15 protein-coding genes are annotated in these 17,848 nt (G+C 70.5%); 6 read left to right on the forward strand and 9 right to left on the reverse strand.

Translation table 11 applies throughout. The annotated features are described in order from the left end of the window. Positions 1-54: 54 nt before the first annotated feature. Positions 55-849 carry a crotonase/enoyl-CoA hydratase family protein gene (locus tag STROP_RS13280; protein WP_012013865.1) on the forward strand — a complete coding sequence of 265 codons (795 nt, stop codon included), beginning with the start codon at positions 55-57 and terminating at the stop codon, positions 847-849. Between the two features lie 5 nt (positions 850-854). On the opposite strand, the gene STROP_RS13285 is transcribed toward STROP_RS13280, so the two are convergent. Beyond that, a complete protein-coding gene (locus STROP_RS13285; RefSeq protein ID WP_012013866.1) occupies positions 855-2,405 on the reverse strand; it encodes an acyl-CoA synthetase in 1,551 nt (516 codons plus the stop codon). 90 nt (positions 2,406-2,495) lie between these two features. Here STROP_RS13285 and STROP_RS13290 point away from each other — a divergent pair, with 90 nt between their 5' ends. Genes STROP_RS13290 through STROP_RS25185 form a run of 4 tightly spaced genes read left to right on the forward strand, consistent with a single transcriptional unit; the run spans position 2,496 to position 5,918 of the window. Beyond that, on the forward strand, positions 2,496-3,458 hold the full coding sequence (locus STROP_RS13290) for a Zn-ribbon domain-containing OB-fold protein (RefSeq protein ID WP_026274845.1): 963 nt from the start codon (positions 2,496-2,498) through the stop codon (positions 3,456-3,458). After that, positions 3,455-4,513 (forward strand): thiolase domain-containing protein, encoded by a 1,059-nt coding sequence (locus tag STROP_RS13295; protein WP_012013868.1) that lies wholly within the window; start codon positions 3,455-3,457, stop codon positions 4,511-4,513. Before STROP_RS13290 ends, STROP_RS13295 begins: the two co-directional genes overlap by 4 nt. Then, a complete protein-coding gene (locus STROP_RS13300) occupies positions 4,510-5,685 on the forward strand; it encodes a thiolase domain-containing protein (RefSeq protein ID WP_012013869.1) in 1,176 nt (391 codons plus the stop codon). The genes STROP_RS13295 and STROP_RS13300 overlap by 4 nt, the downstream gene beginning before the upstream one ends. Positions 5,686-5,741: 56 nt before the next feature. Continuing rightward, positions 5,742-5,918 carry a hypothetical protein gene (locus tag STROP_RS25185; RefSeq protein WP_018829961.1) on the forward strand — a complete coding sequence of 59 codons (177 nt, stop codon included), beginning with the start codon at positions 5,742-5,744 and terminating at the stop codon, positions 5,916-5,918. 135 nt (positions 5,919-6,053) lie between these two features. On the opposite strand, the gene STROP_RS13305 is transcribed toward STROP_RS25185, so the two are convergent. Continuing rightward, positions 6,054-7,160 (reverse strand): saccharopine dehydrogenase NADP-binding domain-containing protein, encoded by a 1,107-nt coding sequence (locus STROP_RS13305; RefSeq protein ID WP_012013870.1) that lies wholly within the window; start codon positions 7,158-7,160, stop codon positions 6,054-6,056. Positions 7,161-7,261: 101 nt separating this feature from the next. Between STROP_RS13305 and STROP_RS13310 the strand changes: the two genes are divergently transcribed. Next, positions 7,262-8,182 (forward strand): NAD(P)/FAD-dependent oxidoreductase, encoded by a 921-nt coding sequence (locus STROP_RS13310; protein WP_012013871.1) that lies wholly within the window; start codon positions 7,262-7,264, stop codon positions 8,180-8,182. A gap of 80 nt (positions 8,183-8,262) precedes the next feature. On the opposite strand, the gene STROP_RS13320 is transcribed toward STROP_RS13310, so the two are convergent. From STROP_RS13320 to STROP_RS13350, 7 genes are read right to left on the reverse strand one after another with little or no spacing between them, the layout of a single operon-like run. Beyond that, on the reverse strand, positions 8,263-10,275 hold the full coding sequence (locus tag STROP_RS13320) for a condensation domain-containing protein (protein WP_012013872.1): 2,013 nt from the start codon (positions 10,273-10,275) through the stop codon (positions 8,263-8,265). Then, positions 10,272-11,687, reverse strand: coding sequence for a class I SAM-dependent methyltransferase (locus tag STROP_RS13325; protein WP_012013873.1), 1,416 nt, complete (start codon positions 11,685-11,687; stop codon positions 10,272-10,274). Before STROP_RS13325 ends, STROP_RS13320 begins: the two co-directional genes overlap by 4 nt. Next, positions 11,684-13,054 carry a class I SAM-dependent methyltransferase gene (locus STROP_RS13330; RefSeq protein WP_029126624.1) on the reverse strand — a complete coding sequence of 457 codons (1,371 nt, stop codon included), beginning with the start codon at positions 13,052-13,054 and terminating at the stop codon, positions 11,684-11,686. The genes STROP_RS13325 and STROP_RS13330 overlap by 4 nt, the downstream gene beginning before the upstream one ends. Position 13,055: 1 nt before the next feature. After that, positions 13,056-14,540, reverse strand: coding sequence for an ABC transporter ATP-binding protein (locus tag STROP_RS13335; protein ID WP_012013875.1), 1,485 nt, complete (start codon positions 14,538-14,540; stop codon positions 13,056-13,058). Continuing rightward, complete coding sequence (locus STROP_RS13340; RefSeq protein WP_012013876.1) at positions 14,537-15,334, reverse strand: ABC transporter permease; 798 nt, start codon at positions 15,332-15,334, stop codon at positions 14,537-14,539. Before STROP_RS13340 ends, STROP_RS13335 begins: the two co-directional genes overlap by 4 nt. Beyond that, on the reverse strand, positions 15,331-16,287 hold the full coding sequence (locus STROP_RS13345) for an ABC transporter permease (protein WP_012013877.1): 957 nt from the start codon (positions 16,285-16,287) through the stop codon (positions 15,331-15,333). The genes STROP_RS13340 and STROP_RS13345 overlap by 4 nt, the downstream gene beginning before the upstream one ends. After that, positions 16,284-17,837: an ABC transporter substrate-binding protein gene (locus STROP_RS13350; RefSeq protein WP_012013878.1), complete on the reverse strand. Its 1,554-nt coding sequence runs from the start codon at positions 17,835-17,837 to the stop codon at positions 16,284-16,286. The genes STROP_RS13345 and STROP_RS13350 overlap by 4 nt, the downstream gene beginning before the upstream one ends. Positions 17,838-17,848: the final 11 nt, after the last annotated feature.

The following is a 17,848-nucleotide window of genomic DNA, read 5'->3' on the forward strand; positions in this document are numbered from 1 at the left end:
AGTAGAACCTGTTATCGTTGCTGACAAGCCTTGGAATCGTCGAAGGAGGCGCCCGTGGAATCGGCAGCCGAACAGCCACACGCACTCGTGGAGCAACGTGGACAAATTTTGATCGTGACGATGAACCGGCCACGGGTCCGCAACGCGCTCTCCACCGAGATGCTCGCGATCATGCGTGACGCATGGGACCGTGCGGACAGCGATCCGGAGATCCGGGCCTGCGTGCTCACCGGGGCCGGGGGTGCCTTCTGCGCGGGTGCCGACCTCCGCGCGATGACCCAGTCGCACCCCGGTGACCGATTCAACGGCGCTGACCTCTCCCGGATCGACGCGTTACTCAAGGGGCGACGCTTGCGCAAGCCTCTCATTGCCGCGGTAGAGGGGCCAGCGGTGGCGGGCGGCACCGAGATCCTCCAGGCAACCGATCTACGCGTGGCCGGTGCGAGCGCCCGCTTCGCGGTCTCCGAGGTGTGTTGGGGCCTGTTCCCGCTCGGCGGCTCCGCCGTACGGCTGGTACGACAGATCCCGTACGCCGTTGCGGCAGAGATGCTGCTTACCGGACGCCAGTTGGGGGCCGACGAGGCCCGGGACGTGGGCCTGATCGGTCACGTGGTGCCGGACGGGCAGGCCCTGAACAAGGCCCTCGAACTGGCCGGGATGATCGCCGCGAACGGCCCGCTGGCGGTACAGGCGGTCCTGCGCACGATGCGGGAGACCGAAGGCATGGCCGAGAACGAGGCCTTCTCTCTGGAGGCCCCGATCGGCACGGCGGTGTTCCGCACCACCGACGCCAAGGAGGGCCCTCGCGCCTTTGTCGAGAAGCGCACCCCCCAGTTCGAGGGGCGGTAGCCAGGTCAGATCGCGCGATGCTGCGCGGCCCAGTACGGGTCGCGCAGCAGTCGTTTGTAGAGCTTGCCGTTCGGGTCGCGGGGCAGCTCCTCGACGTAGTCCACGCTCCGGGGCAGCTTGAAGCGGGCCAGCCGGCCGGTCAGGAACTCCAGCAGCTCGCTGGTCAGCTCCGGGCCGGTCGTCACCCCCCACTCCGGCTGCACCACGGCCTTGATCTCCTCACCCCACTCGTCGTGCGGGATGCCGAAGACCGCGACATCCGCTACCGCCGGATGAGCGGCGAGTTCCCCCTCGATCTCGGCCGGATAGACGTTCACCCCGCCCGTAATGATCATGTCACTCTTCCGGTCGCACAGGTAGAGGTAGCCATCGTCGTCGAGGTAGCCGATGTCGCCGACCGTGAACATGCGACCACGCCAGGACTGCCGGGTCTTCTCGGCGTCCCCAAGGTATTCGAAGGTCGTCTCGCCCATCTGCAGATATACCGTCCCCGGCTGACCTACAGGCGCGTCGCTGCCGTCCGGGTCGAGCACCCGCACCTGCGAGCCCGGCCAGGCCTGCCCGACCGAGCCGGGCCGGGCCAGCCAGTCCCCCGCGGAAATCAGGGTGCCGCCGCCCTCACTGGCGGCGTAGTACTCCACCACGACCGGCCCCCACCAGTCGAGCATCCGACGTTTGACCTCGTGCGGACACGGCGCCGCACCGTGGATCATCACCCGCATCGACGACAGGTCGTACGCGGTCCGAGTCTTCTCCGGCAGGGCGAGCAGCCGGCGGAACTGGGTCGGCACCATGTGACTGTGGGTGACCCGGTGCCGTTCGATGAGCCGCAGCATGTCGTGCGGGTCCCACCGGTCCATCAGCACCACGGGATGCCCGAGTTGGAGCGAGATGACCGCGAAGTTCATCACCGCGGTGTGGTAGAGCGGCGAACAGCACAGGTGGACGTGCGAGTCGAAGGGTTCGAGGCCGAACAGCCCGAAGAACCAGAGTGAGACCGGCGGAACGGTGTCCGGATCGGCGCCGGTCAACGGACGGCGCACGCCCTTGGGCCGCCCGGAGGTCCCGGAGGTGTAGACCATCAGCGCACCGAGCGTCCGCGGTGCGGGGCGATCGGAGGCGCCGGCGCCGAGGTCGGCGAGCGGCCGGAACCCGGGAACCCCACCGGCCGCGGCGAAGCACCCGTCGGCCGGGATGCTGGCCTCGGCGGCGGCAGCCGCGGCAACCTCGGCGAACCGACCGTGCGCAACGAACACCCGGGCCCCGCTGTCGCGCAGAATGTAGGCGATCTCGGCGGCGGTCAGATGCCAGTTCAGCGGCACCGAGTACAGCCCCGTCTCCAAGGCCGCGAACTCGGCGGCGAGCAGGTCGGCGCTGTTGGGTAGCAGCATCGCCACGGTGTCCCCGGGTGCCAGCCCGAGCGCCTGGAAGCCGCGCCCGACCCGGTCGGCCTCGGCGGCCAACTCACCGTACGTGACGACATGTCCGTCCGGGTCAACGACGGCGATCCCATCCGGATCCTGACTCGCGATGTTCCACAGCCCGATGCCAGTCATGAACCTAACTCTATAACGCGTTCCACTTCCTGAACAGCAGACAAGGGGCGGCCTTGAATCATCTTGCTAGAACATGTTTCACTGATTCTCGTGGATACCGCTTCGGCGCCCCCGCTCGCCGCCCCGCTGGACATCGGCTTCGACTACACCCGCTCCCTCGGCCCGGTCCTGGGGCGATTCATGACCGGTCTGCGCGACCGTCGAGTGCTTGGCGCCCGCACCGCCGACGGCCGCGTCCACGTTCCCCCACTCGAATACGATCCGGCGACCCACGCCCCGGTGACCGAGCTCGTTCCCGTCCCGCACACCGGCACCGTGACCAGCTGGACCTGGACCGACCGACCGCTCGACGGGCAGCCCCTCGACCGACCGTTCGGCTGGGCACTGGTCCGGCTCGACGGAGCCGACACGGCGCTCCTGCACGCCGTCGATGCCGGCACCCGGGAGTCGATGAGGACCGGCATGCGGGTCCGCATCCGCTGGGCCGCACAGCGATCCGGGCACATCCGCGACATCGCCTGCTTCGAGCCCGACCAGGGCCCACCCCCCACGCTCGACGACACCATCAGTGGCGATCCCGTCACCGGCATAACGACTCCCATTCGGCTCTCCTACACGCACACCACCTCCGCCGAGGAGAGTCGCTACCTGCGCGCGCTGGCCGAGGGGCGGCTGCTCGGCCAGCGCTGCCCGGCCTGCCGCAAGGTGTACGTACCGCCTCGGGTCTGCCCGGCCGACGGCGTGCCGACCGAGGAGGAGGTACCAGTCCGCGATCGCGGCACGATCACCACGTTCTGTGTGGTCAACGTTCCCTTCGCCGGACAGCGGCTGGACCCCCCGTACGTGGTCGCCCAGGTCCTCCTCGACGGTGCCGACATCCCGATCCCCCACCTGATCCTCGGTCCGGCCACCAGCGAGGTACGGATGGGAATGCGGGTGGCCGCGGTCTGGCGGGAACCGACGACCTGGTCAACCACCCCGGAGAACATCGCGCACTTCCGCCCCACGGACGAACCGGATGCGCCGTACGAGTCCTACCAGGAGCACCTGTGAACCCGGCTGTCGCCATCATCGGCTTCGCTCAGGCACCCTGCCGACCATCAGCGGGGACCACCAGTGGCGTCGAAACCCTCGTCCCGCTCTTCCACCAGGCCCTGTCGGCGGCCCAACTCGACCGCCGCGAGGTGGACTTCTGGTGCTCCGGCTCGTCGGACTACCTCGCCGGCCGGGCATTCTCCTTCGTCAGCGCGATCGACGCGATCGGGGCGTACCCGCCGATCTGTGAGTCGCACGTGGAAATGGACGCGGCCTGGGCGTTCTACGAGGCGTACGTGAAGATTCTGGCCGGAGAGGCGGAGACCGCGCTGGTCTACGGCTTCGGTAAGTCCTCGGCCGGCCTGCTGCGCCGGGTACTGGCGCTACAGCTCGACCCGTACGTGACCGCGCCGCTCTGGCCCGACTCGGTGAGTGTCGCCGCGCTCCAGGCCCGACTCGCTATCGACGCCGGAATCGTCACCGAACAGGCCATGGCTGAGGTGGCGGCCCGCAGCCGGGCCGACGCCACCACCAACCCCTATGCCCAGGTGTCCGGCCAACTCCGCGTCGACGACCTGGTCGACGCCCCCTACATCGCCGATCCGCTCCGGGCGCACGACTGCGCACCTGTCTCCGACGGCGCCGCCGCACTGGTGCTGGCCGCCGGAGACCGCGCCCGCCGGCATCGAAGGAACCCGGCCTGGATCAGCGGCGTGGCGCACCGAATCGACCCGCAGGGCCTCGGCGAGCGCGACCTCACCAGGGTGCCGTCCGCCGCCGCCGCAGCCGAGGCGGTGGCCCTGCCGGACGACCTCGACGTGGCCGAGTTACACGCCCCCTTCACCCACCAGGAGTTGCTGCTGCGCACCGCACTCGGCATCGGGGACCGGGTTCGGATCAACCCGTCCGGGGGTGCGCTCTGCGGCAACCCCATGTTCTCGGCCGGGCTGGCCCGAATCGGTGCCGCGGCCGAGCAGGTCATGTCCGGCCGGGCACGGCGGGCGGCCGGGCACGCCACCAGCGGGCCCGCGTTGCAGCAAAACCTCATCTGTGTGCTGGAGGCGACGTCATGAGACGAGCAGCCGTGCTGGGTACCGGACAGACGCATCACCAGACGCGCCGCACCGACGTGTCGATGGCCGGGCTGTGCCGGGAGGCGATCGACCGCGCGCTCGCCGATGCCGGCCTCGACTGGCCACAGATCGACGCGGTCGTGCTGGGCAAGGCCCCGGACCTCTTCGAGGGCGTGATGATGCCGGAGCTGTTCCTCGCCGACGCGCTGGGAGCCGCCGGACGCCCGTTGCTGCGGGTGCACACCGCGGGCTCGGTGGGCGGCGCCACCGCGGTCGTGGCGACCAGTCTGGTCCGGGCCGGCGTGCACAACCGTGTGCTCGCGGTCGCGTTCGAGAAGCAGTCGGAGTCCAACGCCATGTGGGCGCTCTCCATCCAGCCGCCCTTCACCGCGCCGATCGGGGCCGGGGCCGGCGGATACTTCGCGCCGCACGTTCGCGCCTACATTCGACGCTCGAGCGCGCCCGAGCACGTCGGCGCGCTGGTCGCGGTGAAGGATCGGCGCAACGGTGCGCTCAACCCCTACGCCCACCTGCGCCAGCCCGAAATCACGCTGGCCTCGGTGCAGGCCTCCCAGATGCTGTGGGCCCCGATCCGGTACGACGAGACCTGCCCCTCCTCCGACGGTGCCTGCGCGATGGTCATCGGCGACCAGGCGGCGGCCGAGGCAAGCGAACGGCCGGTGGCCTGGATCCGGGCGACCGCGATGCGTACCGAACCGACCTACTTCGCCGGCAAGGACCACGTGAACCCGCGGGCCGGCGTCGAAGCGGCCCAGGCGCTGTGGCAGGCGGCCGGCATCGCCGACCCACTCGCCGAGGTCGACGTAGCGGAGATCTACGTACCGTTCTCCTGGTTCGAGCCGATGTGGCTGGAGAACCTGGGCTTCGCCGAGGCTGGGCACGGCTGGAAGCTCACCGAGTCGGGCGAGACCACAATCGGCGGACGGCTGCCGGTCAACCCGTCCGGCGGGGTGCTGTGCTCCAACCCAATCGGCGCCTCCGGCATGTTGCGCTTCGCCGAGGCCGCCATGCAGGTGATGGGGCGGGCCGGCGAGCACCAGGTAGCCGGAGCACGTACCGCGCTTGGCCATGCGTACGGCGGCGGATCGCAGTTTTTCTCGATGTGGGTCGTCAGCGACACCGCGCCAGCGGGCCCGGCGACTCCCGGATAGCTGATCGACGAACGGCAGCGTCTCGCGCGAGAGACGACCGTGATGGGGAGGTACCGATGAGGACATTCAGCACCCTGTTCATCAGCGCAGCGATCGGCGTGGCGCTCGCCGCCCTCGGTGTCGCGGCCACCATGGCAGCGCTCAGTCCGACCGCCGCCGAGGTCGCGAGGGAGATGGCCAGCGAGGAGGACTTCGACCCAGCTGCACCGCCCGCCTTCTACGGCACCCGCTGACACCGCCTCCTCGCCGAGCTGGGCAGGGGCCGGGAGACTGTCCCAGGGTCGGCATTGTGCGCAGGTGCGGACCCCCGGTGCAGGGCACCGGTGGCACGTTCGGCAATCACGTGGAGCCACTCGACGACTCGGCCTTCACTGCGATCCACAGGGTGACGAAAGACTGAGTTCCGCCACAGGGTCCGCGGTGAGCGACTGGAAGATCTCGGTGGGTTTGAGCACCTCGGCCGCGAAGTGCACGCCTGCGGGCACCTCCCCCGCGATTACGGCGTTCGCTGCTGCGGCCGCCATGAATCCGCTGAGTTCGTAGGAGTCGTCGCAAGCCAACGACAGGACGCACGATGGCACCTCGACGGAGCTTCCTTCCCAGAGGTGAAACTCCTGGCCGTACCAGGTGCCGTGGCGCTGCACGTCCCTGGCCGCTGCGCTGACGAGGTCTGATCTGGCCGTGTTACCCAAAGCCCAGGACAGGGCCAGTTGCTCGGGGAGCTGGCTGCCGCCGAAGGCGGTGTACCAGTTGACCTCGCTGATCTGACGTGCGCGAGCAAATCGGACGGCCTCGGTGGCCAGGAAGGGGAAGGCGTCCACCGGCCGGGGAAACGCGGCGAGCGACAGGCCGCGTCGGGGCTCGAGGCTGTTTCCGCGAACCGCACCGTCCCGCCAGCCCGCCCCTGGTGTGCCGTGTTCGGGTCCGCGACTGAGCAGTACGTCACCAGCCGCCGCCGGGGACAACGGCGCCACTCCGCCAAGATAGGCATCGAGGCGGCTGGCGCTTCCGACGATGTCGGCCAGGTATCGAGGCAGAATCCCGGACAGGCCCGGAAGAGCCCCCGCGGACAGCAGGGCGACCCGTCCACCCGCCAGCCACTCGTGAGTGCCGCCGTCGGTGTTCAGGCGGAGGTACGTGGGATCGTCGCCGGCGGCGTCGACGTAGTCAGCGCCGTTACGCAGCGCCGCTCGGGCAACCGTGTCGAGGACCTGGTACGACGGCCCGGCGCAGTTGACGAGTAGGTCACACCGGGCCGCGAAACGGTCAAGCGCGACCGGTTCGGCGAGGTCGACAGCGACCGGCTCGGCGAGAGTGCCACCCGCGCCCAGCGAGCGGACGAGTTTCTCAGCCCGGCTGGGGTCGCGTCCGGCCACGAGGAGTGAGGCGGCCGCGTTCTGGTGCAGGCGGCGCACGACCGCGCCACCAACGGCTCCGTAGCCGCCGAGAACGCCGATCGTCGTGGTGTGGCTCATCGTGAGGGCCTTTCCCTGGGCACTGGCAACCGGGCCAGATGATAACTATTGTCATTTTCGTTTATAGCGCGAGTGCCGGCGTCGCCGGCGAGGAGGATTCCGTGTACGACGTGATCGTGGTGGGCGGGGGGCCGGCCGGCCTCAACGCCGCCCTGGTGTCGGGCCGACAGCGGCGACGGGTGCTGGTGGTGGACAGTGGCAGCCCGCGCAACGCGCCGGCGTCCGAGATGCACATGTTCCTCAGCCGGGACGGCTTCTCCCCGGCCGAGCTGCGCAAGGTGGGTCGCGAGGAACTGTCGGCGTACCCGAGCGTGGAGCTGCGGATGGGCCAGGTCGACAGCGTCATGCGTACCGAACACGGGTTTACCGTGGCGCTGGCCGGCGGCGACACGCACCGGACCCGCAAGCTGGTCCTGGCAACGGGACAGGTTGACCTCACTGACACCGTCGACGGGCTTGCCGCCCGCTTCGGACGCGGTGTCTTCCACTGCCCCTTCTGCCACGGCTACGAGACCCAGGGCATGACCCTCGCGGTGCTCGGGCACGAACTGCCGCAGGTCATGCAGGCGTTGTACGTCGCCGACCGGTTCAGTGAAGACGTCATCGTCTGCACGAACGGGCATCCCGTCCCGGAATCGGCCGTGAGCCGGCTGGCCGCCGCCGGCATCCCCGTCCGGGAGGAGCCCGTCACCCGAATCGAGGGTGAGGAAGGTGACATGCGGCTGGTCTTCGCCGATGGCACGGTGCTCGACCGGCAGGCCATCTACCACCGGGCACCCACCCGCCAGCACTCCACCCTGGCCGAACAGCTCGGGTGCGAGCTGCTGCCGGACGGTTGTGTACGTGTTGACGAGTTCCAACGAACCTCCGTGCCGGGTGTGTACGCCGCCGGGGACACCGCCCGTCTGGCCGCGTTGCCCGACGCGTTGACGTTCGTCATCACGGGCGCGGCAGACGGCGCGCGCGCTGCGGTCTGGCTGGACCAGGAACTGTTCCGGGAGGATGCCGGACTGACCGGCTGAACGCGGACCTGTCGTTCGCGACGGCGCGGCGGGCTGGCCGAACAGCCGTGGCGGGGCGAGTCGCCCCGCCACGGCTCCGTTCACGATCCGTGGCCGCCACCATGCCCGGCGGCCTCGGCCGGTTCACGGACGGCGCTGGCGAGTCCCGCCACGGTGGGACGGTCAAGGAACCGACGCGGCGTCACCCTCCCGACCTTCTCCCGGGCCAGGGCACCGAGCATTCGTACCGCGAGCAGCGAGTCCCCGCCGAGCCCGAAGAAGTTCGCGGCCCGGTCGGGCACCCCGCAGCCAAGCATCGCTGCCCAGTGATCCGCGATTGTCCGTTCCAGACCGTCCCGCGGCGGGCCAGGCGCGTCAACCGTCCCACTCGGCGCGGTCGGCACCGACAGCCGGGCGAGTGAGGGTCCCTGCTCTGGCGCGTCCAGAGAGTTCGGCAGGTCGACCCGCGCGGACCAGCGGTCCGCGTCGACCAGAGACTCGATCATCGCCATGACCTCCTCGAACAATCGGTCCACGTCCGCGGCTTCGAAGAGCTCCTCTACCAGGGAGAACACGACGACCAGCTCGTCACGTAGCTCAAACAGCCGTACCTCGAGCGCCACCTGCGGCGTCCGCAGCTGCTGGTAGTGGCTGGACAGGTCGATAGAGCCCAACGGTCCAGCGGCACGGGGTACCTCACTACCGAGCGCCGCGTCGACACCCAACGTGCTCTGGAAGACCACCGGAGCCACCGGCCGTCGGGTGTCGCGACGCCGTCCGAGTTCACGGGATACCTCCACCCCGGTCACCAGGTTGTGCGCCATGGCCTCCCCGATGTCGCGCTGGGCACGGACCGCGAGGTCGGAGAAGGTCGCCGTCTCGGGCAGCTCCACCGGTACGAGCATGGTGGAGGAGAAGGCACCGACCAGCCGGGGCACGTCCGGGTGCAGCGGAAGGCGGTTCAGCTGGAGAGTGTTGAGCAGGAACCGGCGGTGTCCGCAGGCGCGGGCCAGGGCGGTGGAGAAGACGGCGAACATGGCCGCGGACGGCGTGACCCCGTGTCGACCACAGTGTTCCCGCAGGGCGGCCCACCGGTCTGCGTCCAGGACCGCCTGCCGTGCGCCCATCAGGGCCGGTCGGACGTCGGCCGGGTCGGCGACCAGCGGCAGAGCCGGGGGAAGCGGAAGGTCGTCGAGCCGATCCCACCACCAGTCACGGTCGGCCCGCCACGACTCGGTCTCAGACAGCCCGTTCAGGGTCACGGCGTAGTCGCCGAAGTCGACGTCCAGCGGTGTGAGCATCGCGTTCTGATCGGCGACCAGAGCGAACAGGTCGCGGTAGAAGACTCCCGACGACCAGCCGTCGACGATCATCAGGCTGGTCGAGGAGTGCAGCCGCGCCTTGGCTCCCGGAAGCAGGGTCAGCCGCATGTCCAGCCCGCACCCTTGGGTCGGGTCGGGGCCGTCGGTGCTCATCTCGTGGCGGATGGCGGCCAGCCGGCCGACGATCTCGTCCGTGCCAGCCGCGCTGAGGTCGGTCACCCGCAGCACCGGCATGGCGTCCGGATCGTCCAGGGGCAGGATTCGCTGCCGACCGTCCGGCAGGATCCGCGCACGCAGCACCGACTGGTGCTCGGCGAGCCGCTCCAGCGCGTCCTGCAACGCCTCAGCGATCTCGTCAACTTCGATGTCTTCCAGGCCGATGTCCACGTAGTGGTGGGCTGACCGGTAGGAAAGCTCCCAGCCGTCCTGCTGGCCGACGAAGTAGCCCTGTTGAAGCGGTAGGAGTGGGAACGGGGCTTCGGGGTCGTCCCGGTGCCTGAGGTCCAGTGGCAACGCGCGCACACCGCCCGTGGCGGTGCTGCGCTCCTGGATGAGAGCGGCCAACCGGGCCGCGCTGTGCTCGACACGAACGTCGACCAGGGCCAGGGCCACCCCGAGCCGTTGCCGGACCAACGCCGCCATCCGGACGGTCAGGACTGAGTCGCCGCCGAGGCTGAGGAAGCTGGCGTCGGCCGGTACAGCGGTCACGTCGACGTCCAGGACATCGGCCCAGACGCCACGGACGGCATCGACGAGGGTGGTGGGAAGGGTGGTGCCGGAGGGGTTGGTCAACGAGGTTCTCCCATCGGAACAGTGGTGGGGGCGGACATGACGCGGTCCACGGCATGGATCCGTTCAGGGCGGTCGCCCGGTGGCAGTCGGGCCGCGAGGGTCGCCTCGACGAGCACCGGATCCGGACGTGGGATACCGGATCGGACTCGACCGGCGATCACCCGCTGTCCCGCGTCAGCCAGCGGATGGTTGTCGCCGGGCAGAACCGGCAACGGATCAAAGCCGGCCGCGTCCAACTGATCGACCCACTCGGCCGCGCTGAGGAACACCCGGTCCTGTCCGGATCGCATGTCGGTGAACCAGCGCTGCTCCCCGGCGGAGGGAGACATGAGCAGGTACATGGAGGTGAGCGCCTGGTAGTGCTCGCGGCAGGATTCGACGAGCACCAGCAGCCCGTCCGGGGCCAGCAGTTCCCGCAGCGCGGCCAGGGCCCGACCGACGTGGCGGGCGTTGTGAAGGACGTTCGCCGCCAGGATGACGTCTCGGGATCCGGGTGTGATCTGCGGGCCGGTCGGCGGCAGGTTGATGTCGAAAAGGCCGAACCGCAGCCCCGGACGATCTCCGAGGAGTGTCCGTGCCGATGTGAGGAAGAAGCGCGACACGTCGGTGAACAGGTAGTCCAGCTCGGTGCCGGCCAGCGCGTCGAGGACCGGTCGGGTGGTCGCCCCGATCCCGGCGCCGACCTCCAGAATCCGCAGCGGGCCACCTGGGCTGCGGGTGCCGCCGGCGACTATCGCAGCCGCCGCGTGGTTGGCCCAACGGCTGGGTAGGTTGTCCCGATAGTTACCCTCGGCGGTGTCGGTGGAACCATCCGGGAACAGCAGCTCCTGCACCCCGGCCTCGTCCCGTAGCAGGGCCGGCAGCCGTTCGGCCGTGGCCACGAAGAACCGGGTCATCGACGGTGGGTAGCCAAACCCGCGACGCGCCTCGTCCAGCTTCCGCCGGGCGCGGGCGTACCCAACACGGTCCGGTGCGACGAGGTCGTGGTATCGGCCGGTGCCGGGGTCGTACCGGAGCCGCTCCTCGGCCACCAGGGTGGACAGCCATCGGCGCACGATCCAGGCGTGCCGCGGTGCGACCCGCAACACATCCAGCACCTGTCCGGTGTCATGCCCCGTGCCGTCGGGGAAGAGCCGCGCCCGGTGCAGCACCCGGGCCATCGCGAGCAGGGCGACCTCGTCCAACAGCCGGCTCAACTGAGAAAGCGAGGACAGGTCGGCGCCGGCGACGGCGGCGTCGCCGGCCGCCGATGCCGGGTCGACGAACGCCTGTTCCACGCCGGGATTCGTCAGTCCGGCGGGGTGGGACGTGGCGGGGGCAACCAGCAAGGTCGGCCGTTCAGGGCCGGGAACCCACTGCCATGCGCCCACCCCGGGCAGGTCCGTCAAGGCGTCGATCGGCGGGCCGTTCACCGCGTTCCCCTGTCGTCGGAGTCGTCGGCCACCACGATCCTGGGTGGCCGAGTGCCCGGCGCCTGTCGCCGCAGGTGGTCCCGCAGCACCTCGGGCAGCCGGCGACGTACGAAGCCGGCAAGTGGCTCGTGTGCCTCGGGTCCGATCTGCGACCCGCTGCCAACGAGGTCTTCGACGGTCAGGAGCCCACCGGCGGCGGGCGCAGCGACGGCCAGCAGCCGGGGATCCTCCGGGTCGAGCAGTACCGCGGCGTCCAGTTCGCGTACGGCGTGACGGAGGGCGTGGGGCGTAACCGCGGTCGGCACGTCGTTCAGCAGCGCATTGGGGATGCCGGAGACGACGATCGGCTCGTCGGCCGACGCCGCCCGAAGCGTCCCGGCCAGAGCTGCGCCAAGCTGCTCCGACCAGGGGATCGTCCGGACGGGTGCGGACACCTTCGACGAGCCGGCACCGACGTGCAGGACGAGGTCGTAGCGGTATCGGGTCAGCTCCGTGTCCTGTTCCATGGTGCGCGCGTGCAGGCTCACCCGTACCGGCCGATCCCCCGCCGCGAGTACCGCGGCGACAGCCCGAGGCGAGAACGACAGCTCCTCATCCGCCACGATCGCCGCTCGTACCCGGTTTCGGAGGTCAGTCCCGCCCAGGCCGGGGTCACGGGCCTGCTCCAGCCACGTGAAGTGCGCGGTCAGCAGGTCGCTGTGCCGGATGTCGCCGACGATCACGGTGCCCCCGTCGGCCACCACGGCCAGTGCCTGACGCAGCACCTCGGCCAGATAGCCGAGCCCGGGAAAGCACTGGGTGACGGAGTTCAACAGCACGCAGTCCGGGGCGACAGCCCGACCGAGGGCCCCGTCCATGGCCGCCCGTACCCGCGCGGTCCCGGTCTCGTGTGCGGCGGCCTGAACGAACGCGGTACGGGGCAGGTCGGCGTCTCCGAGTCGCTGCACTGCCGTCTGCGCCACGTCAGTGCCCACGTAGCCGTGCAGGTGCGGGTGCAGGCGGTGCGCGAGCAGACCGGTGCCGCAGCCGATCTCCAGGACGCGTCGAGGCCGTTGGGCGAGAACCAGACCGACGGTGCACGCCAGCCATTCCCGCATGTGTTCGATGGGCAGGGGCTGCCCGGTGTCCGAGGCACGCCAGCCGGACAGGTCCAGGTCGTCCGAGTGCCGCCCGACGGCCTCCTGGTACACCCAGTCGTACACCTCGGACCAGTGGTCGAGGTGTTCCCGCAGCAGCGGGCCGGGTTCGGGACCGGCGAGGGTGGCGGCGGGCTCGGGCCGTACCGTGATGGCACCGCCTGGTGTGAGGCGCGCCTCGGCGACCCACGGATGTGCAGCGACGAGGGCCACCATCGAATCGACGGTCACGTCAACGGGCACCGGATTCCTCCGTTCTGTTGTCGGTATGGGGCAGGGGACCATCGGTGCGGCCCTCGACGAGCCGCCGGTGGTGGACATGCAGGACCCGGTCGGCGCGGGCCGCGACGGTGGGGTCGTGGGTGATCGTCAGGATCGCCAGACCATCGGCCCGCAGCCGGTCGAGCAGGTCGAGCACCACGGCACCGGAGGCTCGATCGAGCGCCGAGGTTGGCTCGTCGAGCAGCAGCACCTCTGGCCGCGCGGCCAGGGCCCGGGCCAGCGCGACCCGTTGGCGTTGACCCCCGGAGAGAGCGTGCGGACGTCGGCGCGCGATCTCGGCCGAAAGCCCGACCGAGCCAAGCAGACGCAGCGCTTCCCTGGCCCGGTCGCGGCGGTCCAGGCCGTGCAGCACCGCCAGCGGACGGGCTACGGCGGCCCCGACGCGGTGCGCCGGATTGAGTTCCCCCGCCGGGTGCTGACCGACGAGTTGGACGGTGCGTCGCTGCTCGCGGTCACGCTGCCGCACGTCGGCCGACAGTGGATGCCCGCGCAGCAACAGTCGGCCGTGTTGGCCTGGACGGCGACCAACGATCGCGTACAGCAAACTCGACTTGCCGCTGCCGGATGGACCGAGAACCGCGGTCCACGAGCCGTGGGCCAGGTCCAGGTGCACGTCGTCTACCAACAGGGCGCCGTCCGGTCGGGTCACCCGCAGCCCTTGCACGGTGAGCAGAGGCATGGCGCGGTGTCCAGGTGCCGGGGGTGCGGCGGCCGGGCCAAGCGCCGGTGGCGACGTCACGGTGCAGGGCAACGTCAGGTCCACCACTCGGTCAGCGGCGGAGACGAGGAACGGGTCGTGGGTCACGAGCAGGGTGCCGCCGTCCTGCCGTGCCCGTACCGCCTCGACAATCATCCCCCGGGTCGCACCGTCCAGGGCCGAGGTCGGCTCGTCGAGCAGCAAAACGTCCGGCTCCGCGGCCAGGGCGCGGGCCAGGGCGACCCGTTGGGCCTGGCCGCCGGAGAGTTCGCCACCCCGCCGGTTGGCAAGTTCGGCTGGCAGACCGAGCAGGTCACAAACCTCGCGGACACGCCGTGCCCGGTCCCGTCGCGAACCGCTCAACTGCTCGCCCACCAGACGCGCGACCGACCAGAGCGGGTTCAGCGCGAGGATCGGATCCTGCCCCACGTACCCGCAGTGCACCCGCCGCCAGCGGCGAGCCGCCCGGCCCTCCGGGATCGGCCGGCCGCGCCAACGCACCGTCCCCTCGCGGCGCAGACCCGTCGGCAGGCTGCCCATGAGGGCGTGCAGCAGGCTGCTCTTACCTGCCCCGGAAGCCCCGACGACCGCAACCACCTCACCGGCACCGATCTGGAGGTCCGTGGCCGGCAGCACGAGCTGACCGTCGCCAACCCGACGCACCGACAGTCTCGTCACGACCAAGGGCTCCGCGTCGGCCGTAGCGGATTCCGTCGGGTGTTCGACGCGCTGTCTCACGCCATCCCTTCCGGCTCACGTGTGGCGATGCGTGCCATGGCGGCACAGAGCAACGCGCACAGCGCCAACGGCACGGCGGGTGCCAGCAGGGCGGCGGGATTAAGCGCCACGCCGGGCAGGTTCTCGCTGAGCATCAGCGCCCAGTCGGGATCCGGCGGCTGTGGACCGAACCCGAGGACCGCGAGTGTGGTGGCCAGTTGCAGCGCCGTGATCAGTCGCAGACCTGCGTCGGCCGCCACCAGACCGCGCAACGCGGGCAGGAGTTCCCGCACCAGAATGACCAGCCCGTGTTCCCCGCGTTCAACGGCGGCATGAAGGTAGCCACTGTCCCGGACGGTGGCACACTGCGCGGCCACGACCCGGGCGGTGAGCGGCGTGCCGCTGAGCACGGAGGCGACCACCACCGCCGTGGCTCCCGGTAGCGCCACCGCCAGTACCAGGGCGAGGATCAGGGCGGGCACCGCCAGCAACAGATCGCCGAGCCACTGCACCGCCCGTCCCGCCCTGATCGGCCACCAGCCCGCTACCAGCCCGAGCGCCACTCCGATCAGGAGGGCCGTCGCCGCGGCGATGAGGGCGACCCCGATCAGGTTCGCACCGCCGGCAAGCACCCGGGACAGCACATCGCGGCCCAACGCGTCGGCACCTAGCGGCAGCCCTGTCGTCGGCGTGGACCAGGGCACGGCCACCGGCTGTTCCGGGTCGTTCGGAGCGAGGTACCGGCCCAGCAGGGCCAACGTGAACACGACCAGCGCCGCGACCGGCGCGGCAGCGCTCCAGCGGATCTGCGTCACGACGTACGCTCCGCCGGCTGAGCCGGCCGCCCGGCGGTGGGACGGCCGGTTCGGTGCACCGCCACGGCTGCGAGATCGGCGAGCAGCATCCCGAGCAGCACGGTCACGACGGGAACCAGGGCGGCGCCCTGTACCACCGGTACATCCCGCACCGCCACCGCCGACACGAGCAGCCCGCCGAGGCCGGGATACCCGTAGACCGTCTCCACCAGGGCGGTTCCGGCGGCGAGCCAGCCGGCGGTCAACGCGAGGACCTGCAACGCCGGCACAACCAGGAACGGCAGAACGTGCCGGGGCAGCACCAGTACCGACGGCAGGCCGCGGCGGTATGCGTCGATGACATGCGGCCGGCGCAGGGTATCGGTCAGCACGCCGCGCAACAGTGTGCAGGCGTACGCGGCCGATGGCAGCGCCAGGGTCAGCGCCGGCAGGACGAGTGTCTGCGGATCCTGCCACGGGCTGCCGCCCGGTGGCAGCAGGGAGACGGCCGGAAGCCACCCCAACGTCGCGGACAGCAGGGCGCCCAGCGCCGCCGCGTAGACGGCCTGGGGTACCGCGGCGAGACCGGCGGCGAGCATTCCGCCCCGGCCCCGACGCAGCTGCGTGACGATGAGGCCGGCCGCGGTGAGCAGCATTGTTGTTCCGAGCGCGACGGCCACCAGGCTGGCGGTCGCGGGTAGACGTTGGCCGAGCAGGTCGCTCACCGGACGGCCGCTACTCAGCGACGTGCCCAGGTCTCCCTGGAGCAGCCCGCCCAGCCACCGCAGGTACCGCATCACCACCGGTTGGTCCAGGCCGAGCTGTCCGCGCGCCTGCGCGACCTGCTCTGGCGAGGCCCGGCCAGCTTCCCGAATGGACGCCGCGTCACCCGGCAACGCCTCGGTAGCGGCAAAGACCACCACGGTGGCCGCCAGTACCAGCAGCACTGTCCGGGTGAGGCGGCGTGCGGTCACCTCGTCTTCCAGGCGCGTTCGATGAACATCCGCTGGAAGCCGGGACCGTCGGGCAGAGCGCGCACACCGGGGGCGGTCAGATCCAACCCATCTCCGACGCCCCACACCACGTACCCTCCGTCGCGCCAGAGGTCCTGCTGGATGCCGGCCAGTCGGGCGTTGCGCTCGGTCGGGTCCAGGATGCCCATGGCGGCATTGAACTCGGCGTCGAACGACGCGTTGCGCCAGGCGGTCTCGTTGGTCGGCGATGCGGCAAGCAGGCCGACGCGTACCAGGTCGGGGAAGGAAATGCCGCCGTAGTATCCGACGTAGAAGTCCTTCTTGGCGTAGATGGCGGTCCAGTAGGTGTCCGCCGGCTCCACCTTCACGTCGACCTGTACGCCGACGTCGGCGAGTTGCCGGGCCCACAGGGTGGCCGCGGTGTCCATGCCGGGGTACGACGTCGTGGTGTGCAGGGTCAACGCCAGCCCGTCCGCGTGCCCGGCCTGCTCGAGCAGTTCCCTGGCCCGGTCAAGGTCCTGGGTGCGCTGCGTCAGACCCTGCGGGTACGACGGGTCGTACGGGGTGGGTAGATCGTTGGCGATCTGACCGTATCCGAGGAACACCGTGTCGACGAGTGCCTGTCGATCGGTCGCGAGCCGGAGCGCCTCCCGTACTCGCGGGTCATCGAACGGTGCCGAGTCCAGCCGCATGATGATCGGGTACTCGGTGACACCCTTGCGGCGGACGACCTGCACATCACCGCCGGCCTCGGCGGCCTTGACGGCCGCCGGGCTGACGCTACCGGCTACGTCCGCCTGCCCGGAGGTGACGGCGGCCGCACGGGCCTGCGGGTCGGCGACCGCCCGGATCTCGATCCGGTCCAGGTGCGGTCGCTCGCCCCACCAGTCGTCGTTACGCAGAAGTACGGCGGTTTGGGCGTCGGTCTCGGTCACCCGAAACGGCCCCGAACCGCGTACCGGCTCGGCGAAGTCCGTGCTGCCCTCGGGAACGACAAAGCTGATCGACTCCAGCGCCTTCGGCGCTTCGGCCATCGGCGTACGGGTCGCCAGGATCACCGTGTGGTCGTCGGGTGCGCTGGCGGCTGCCATGTCGAAGTCGGCCAGTCGGCCGTAGTTCTCCGCGGCCTTGTCCGCTATCCGGGTCAGGGAGTAGAGCACGTCCTTGGCGAGTACCGGCTGGCCGTCGGTGAAGGTGGCGTCCTCGCGCAGATGAAAAGTCCAGCGGTCCAGGCTCTGGTTCGCCTCCCACGTTTGGGCCAGCCGCGGTTGCGGCGTCCCGTCGGTGCCGGGCACGGTGAGCACGTCGTAGGTCAGCGCGAACCGCATGAGGTCGGATTCGTTGCCGAGTCCGCCGTGCGGATCGTTGCTCGCGGTCGCCGGCGAACCCGGTACGACGTAGCGCAGGGTGCCGCCGTCGACCGGCGTGCCGGGCTCGTCGACGGAACTACCGGTCGTGGTGTCGGCGCCACAACCGGCCAGCAGCAGGGCGACGGTGACGAGGGGTAGCAGCCCCCGCCGGAGTGGGCGGGATCTGACAGGGGTAAGCATCAGTTTCTTCC

The organism is Salinispora tropica CNB-440 (assembly GCF_000016425.1).
GTDB lineage: Bacteria > Actinomycetota > Actinomycetes > Mycobacteriales > Micromonosporaceae > Micromonospora > Micromonospora tropica.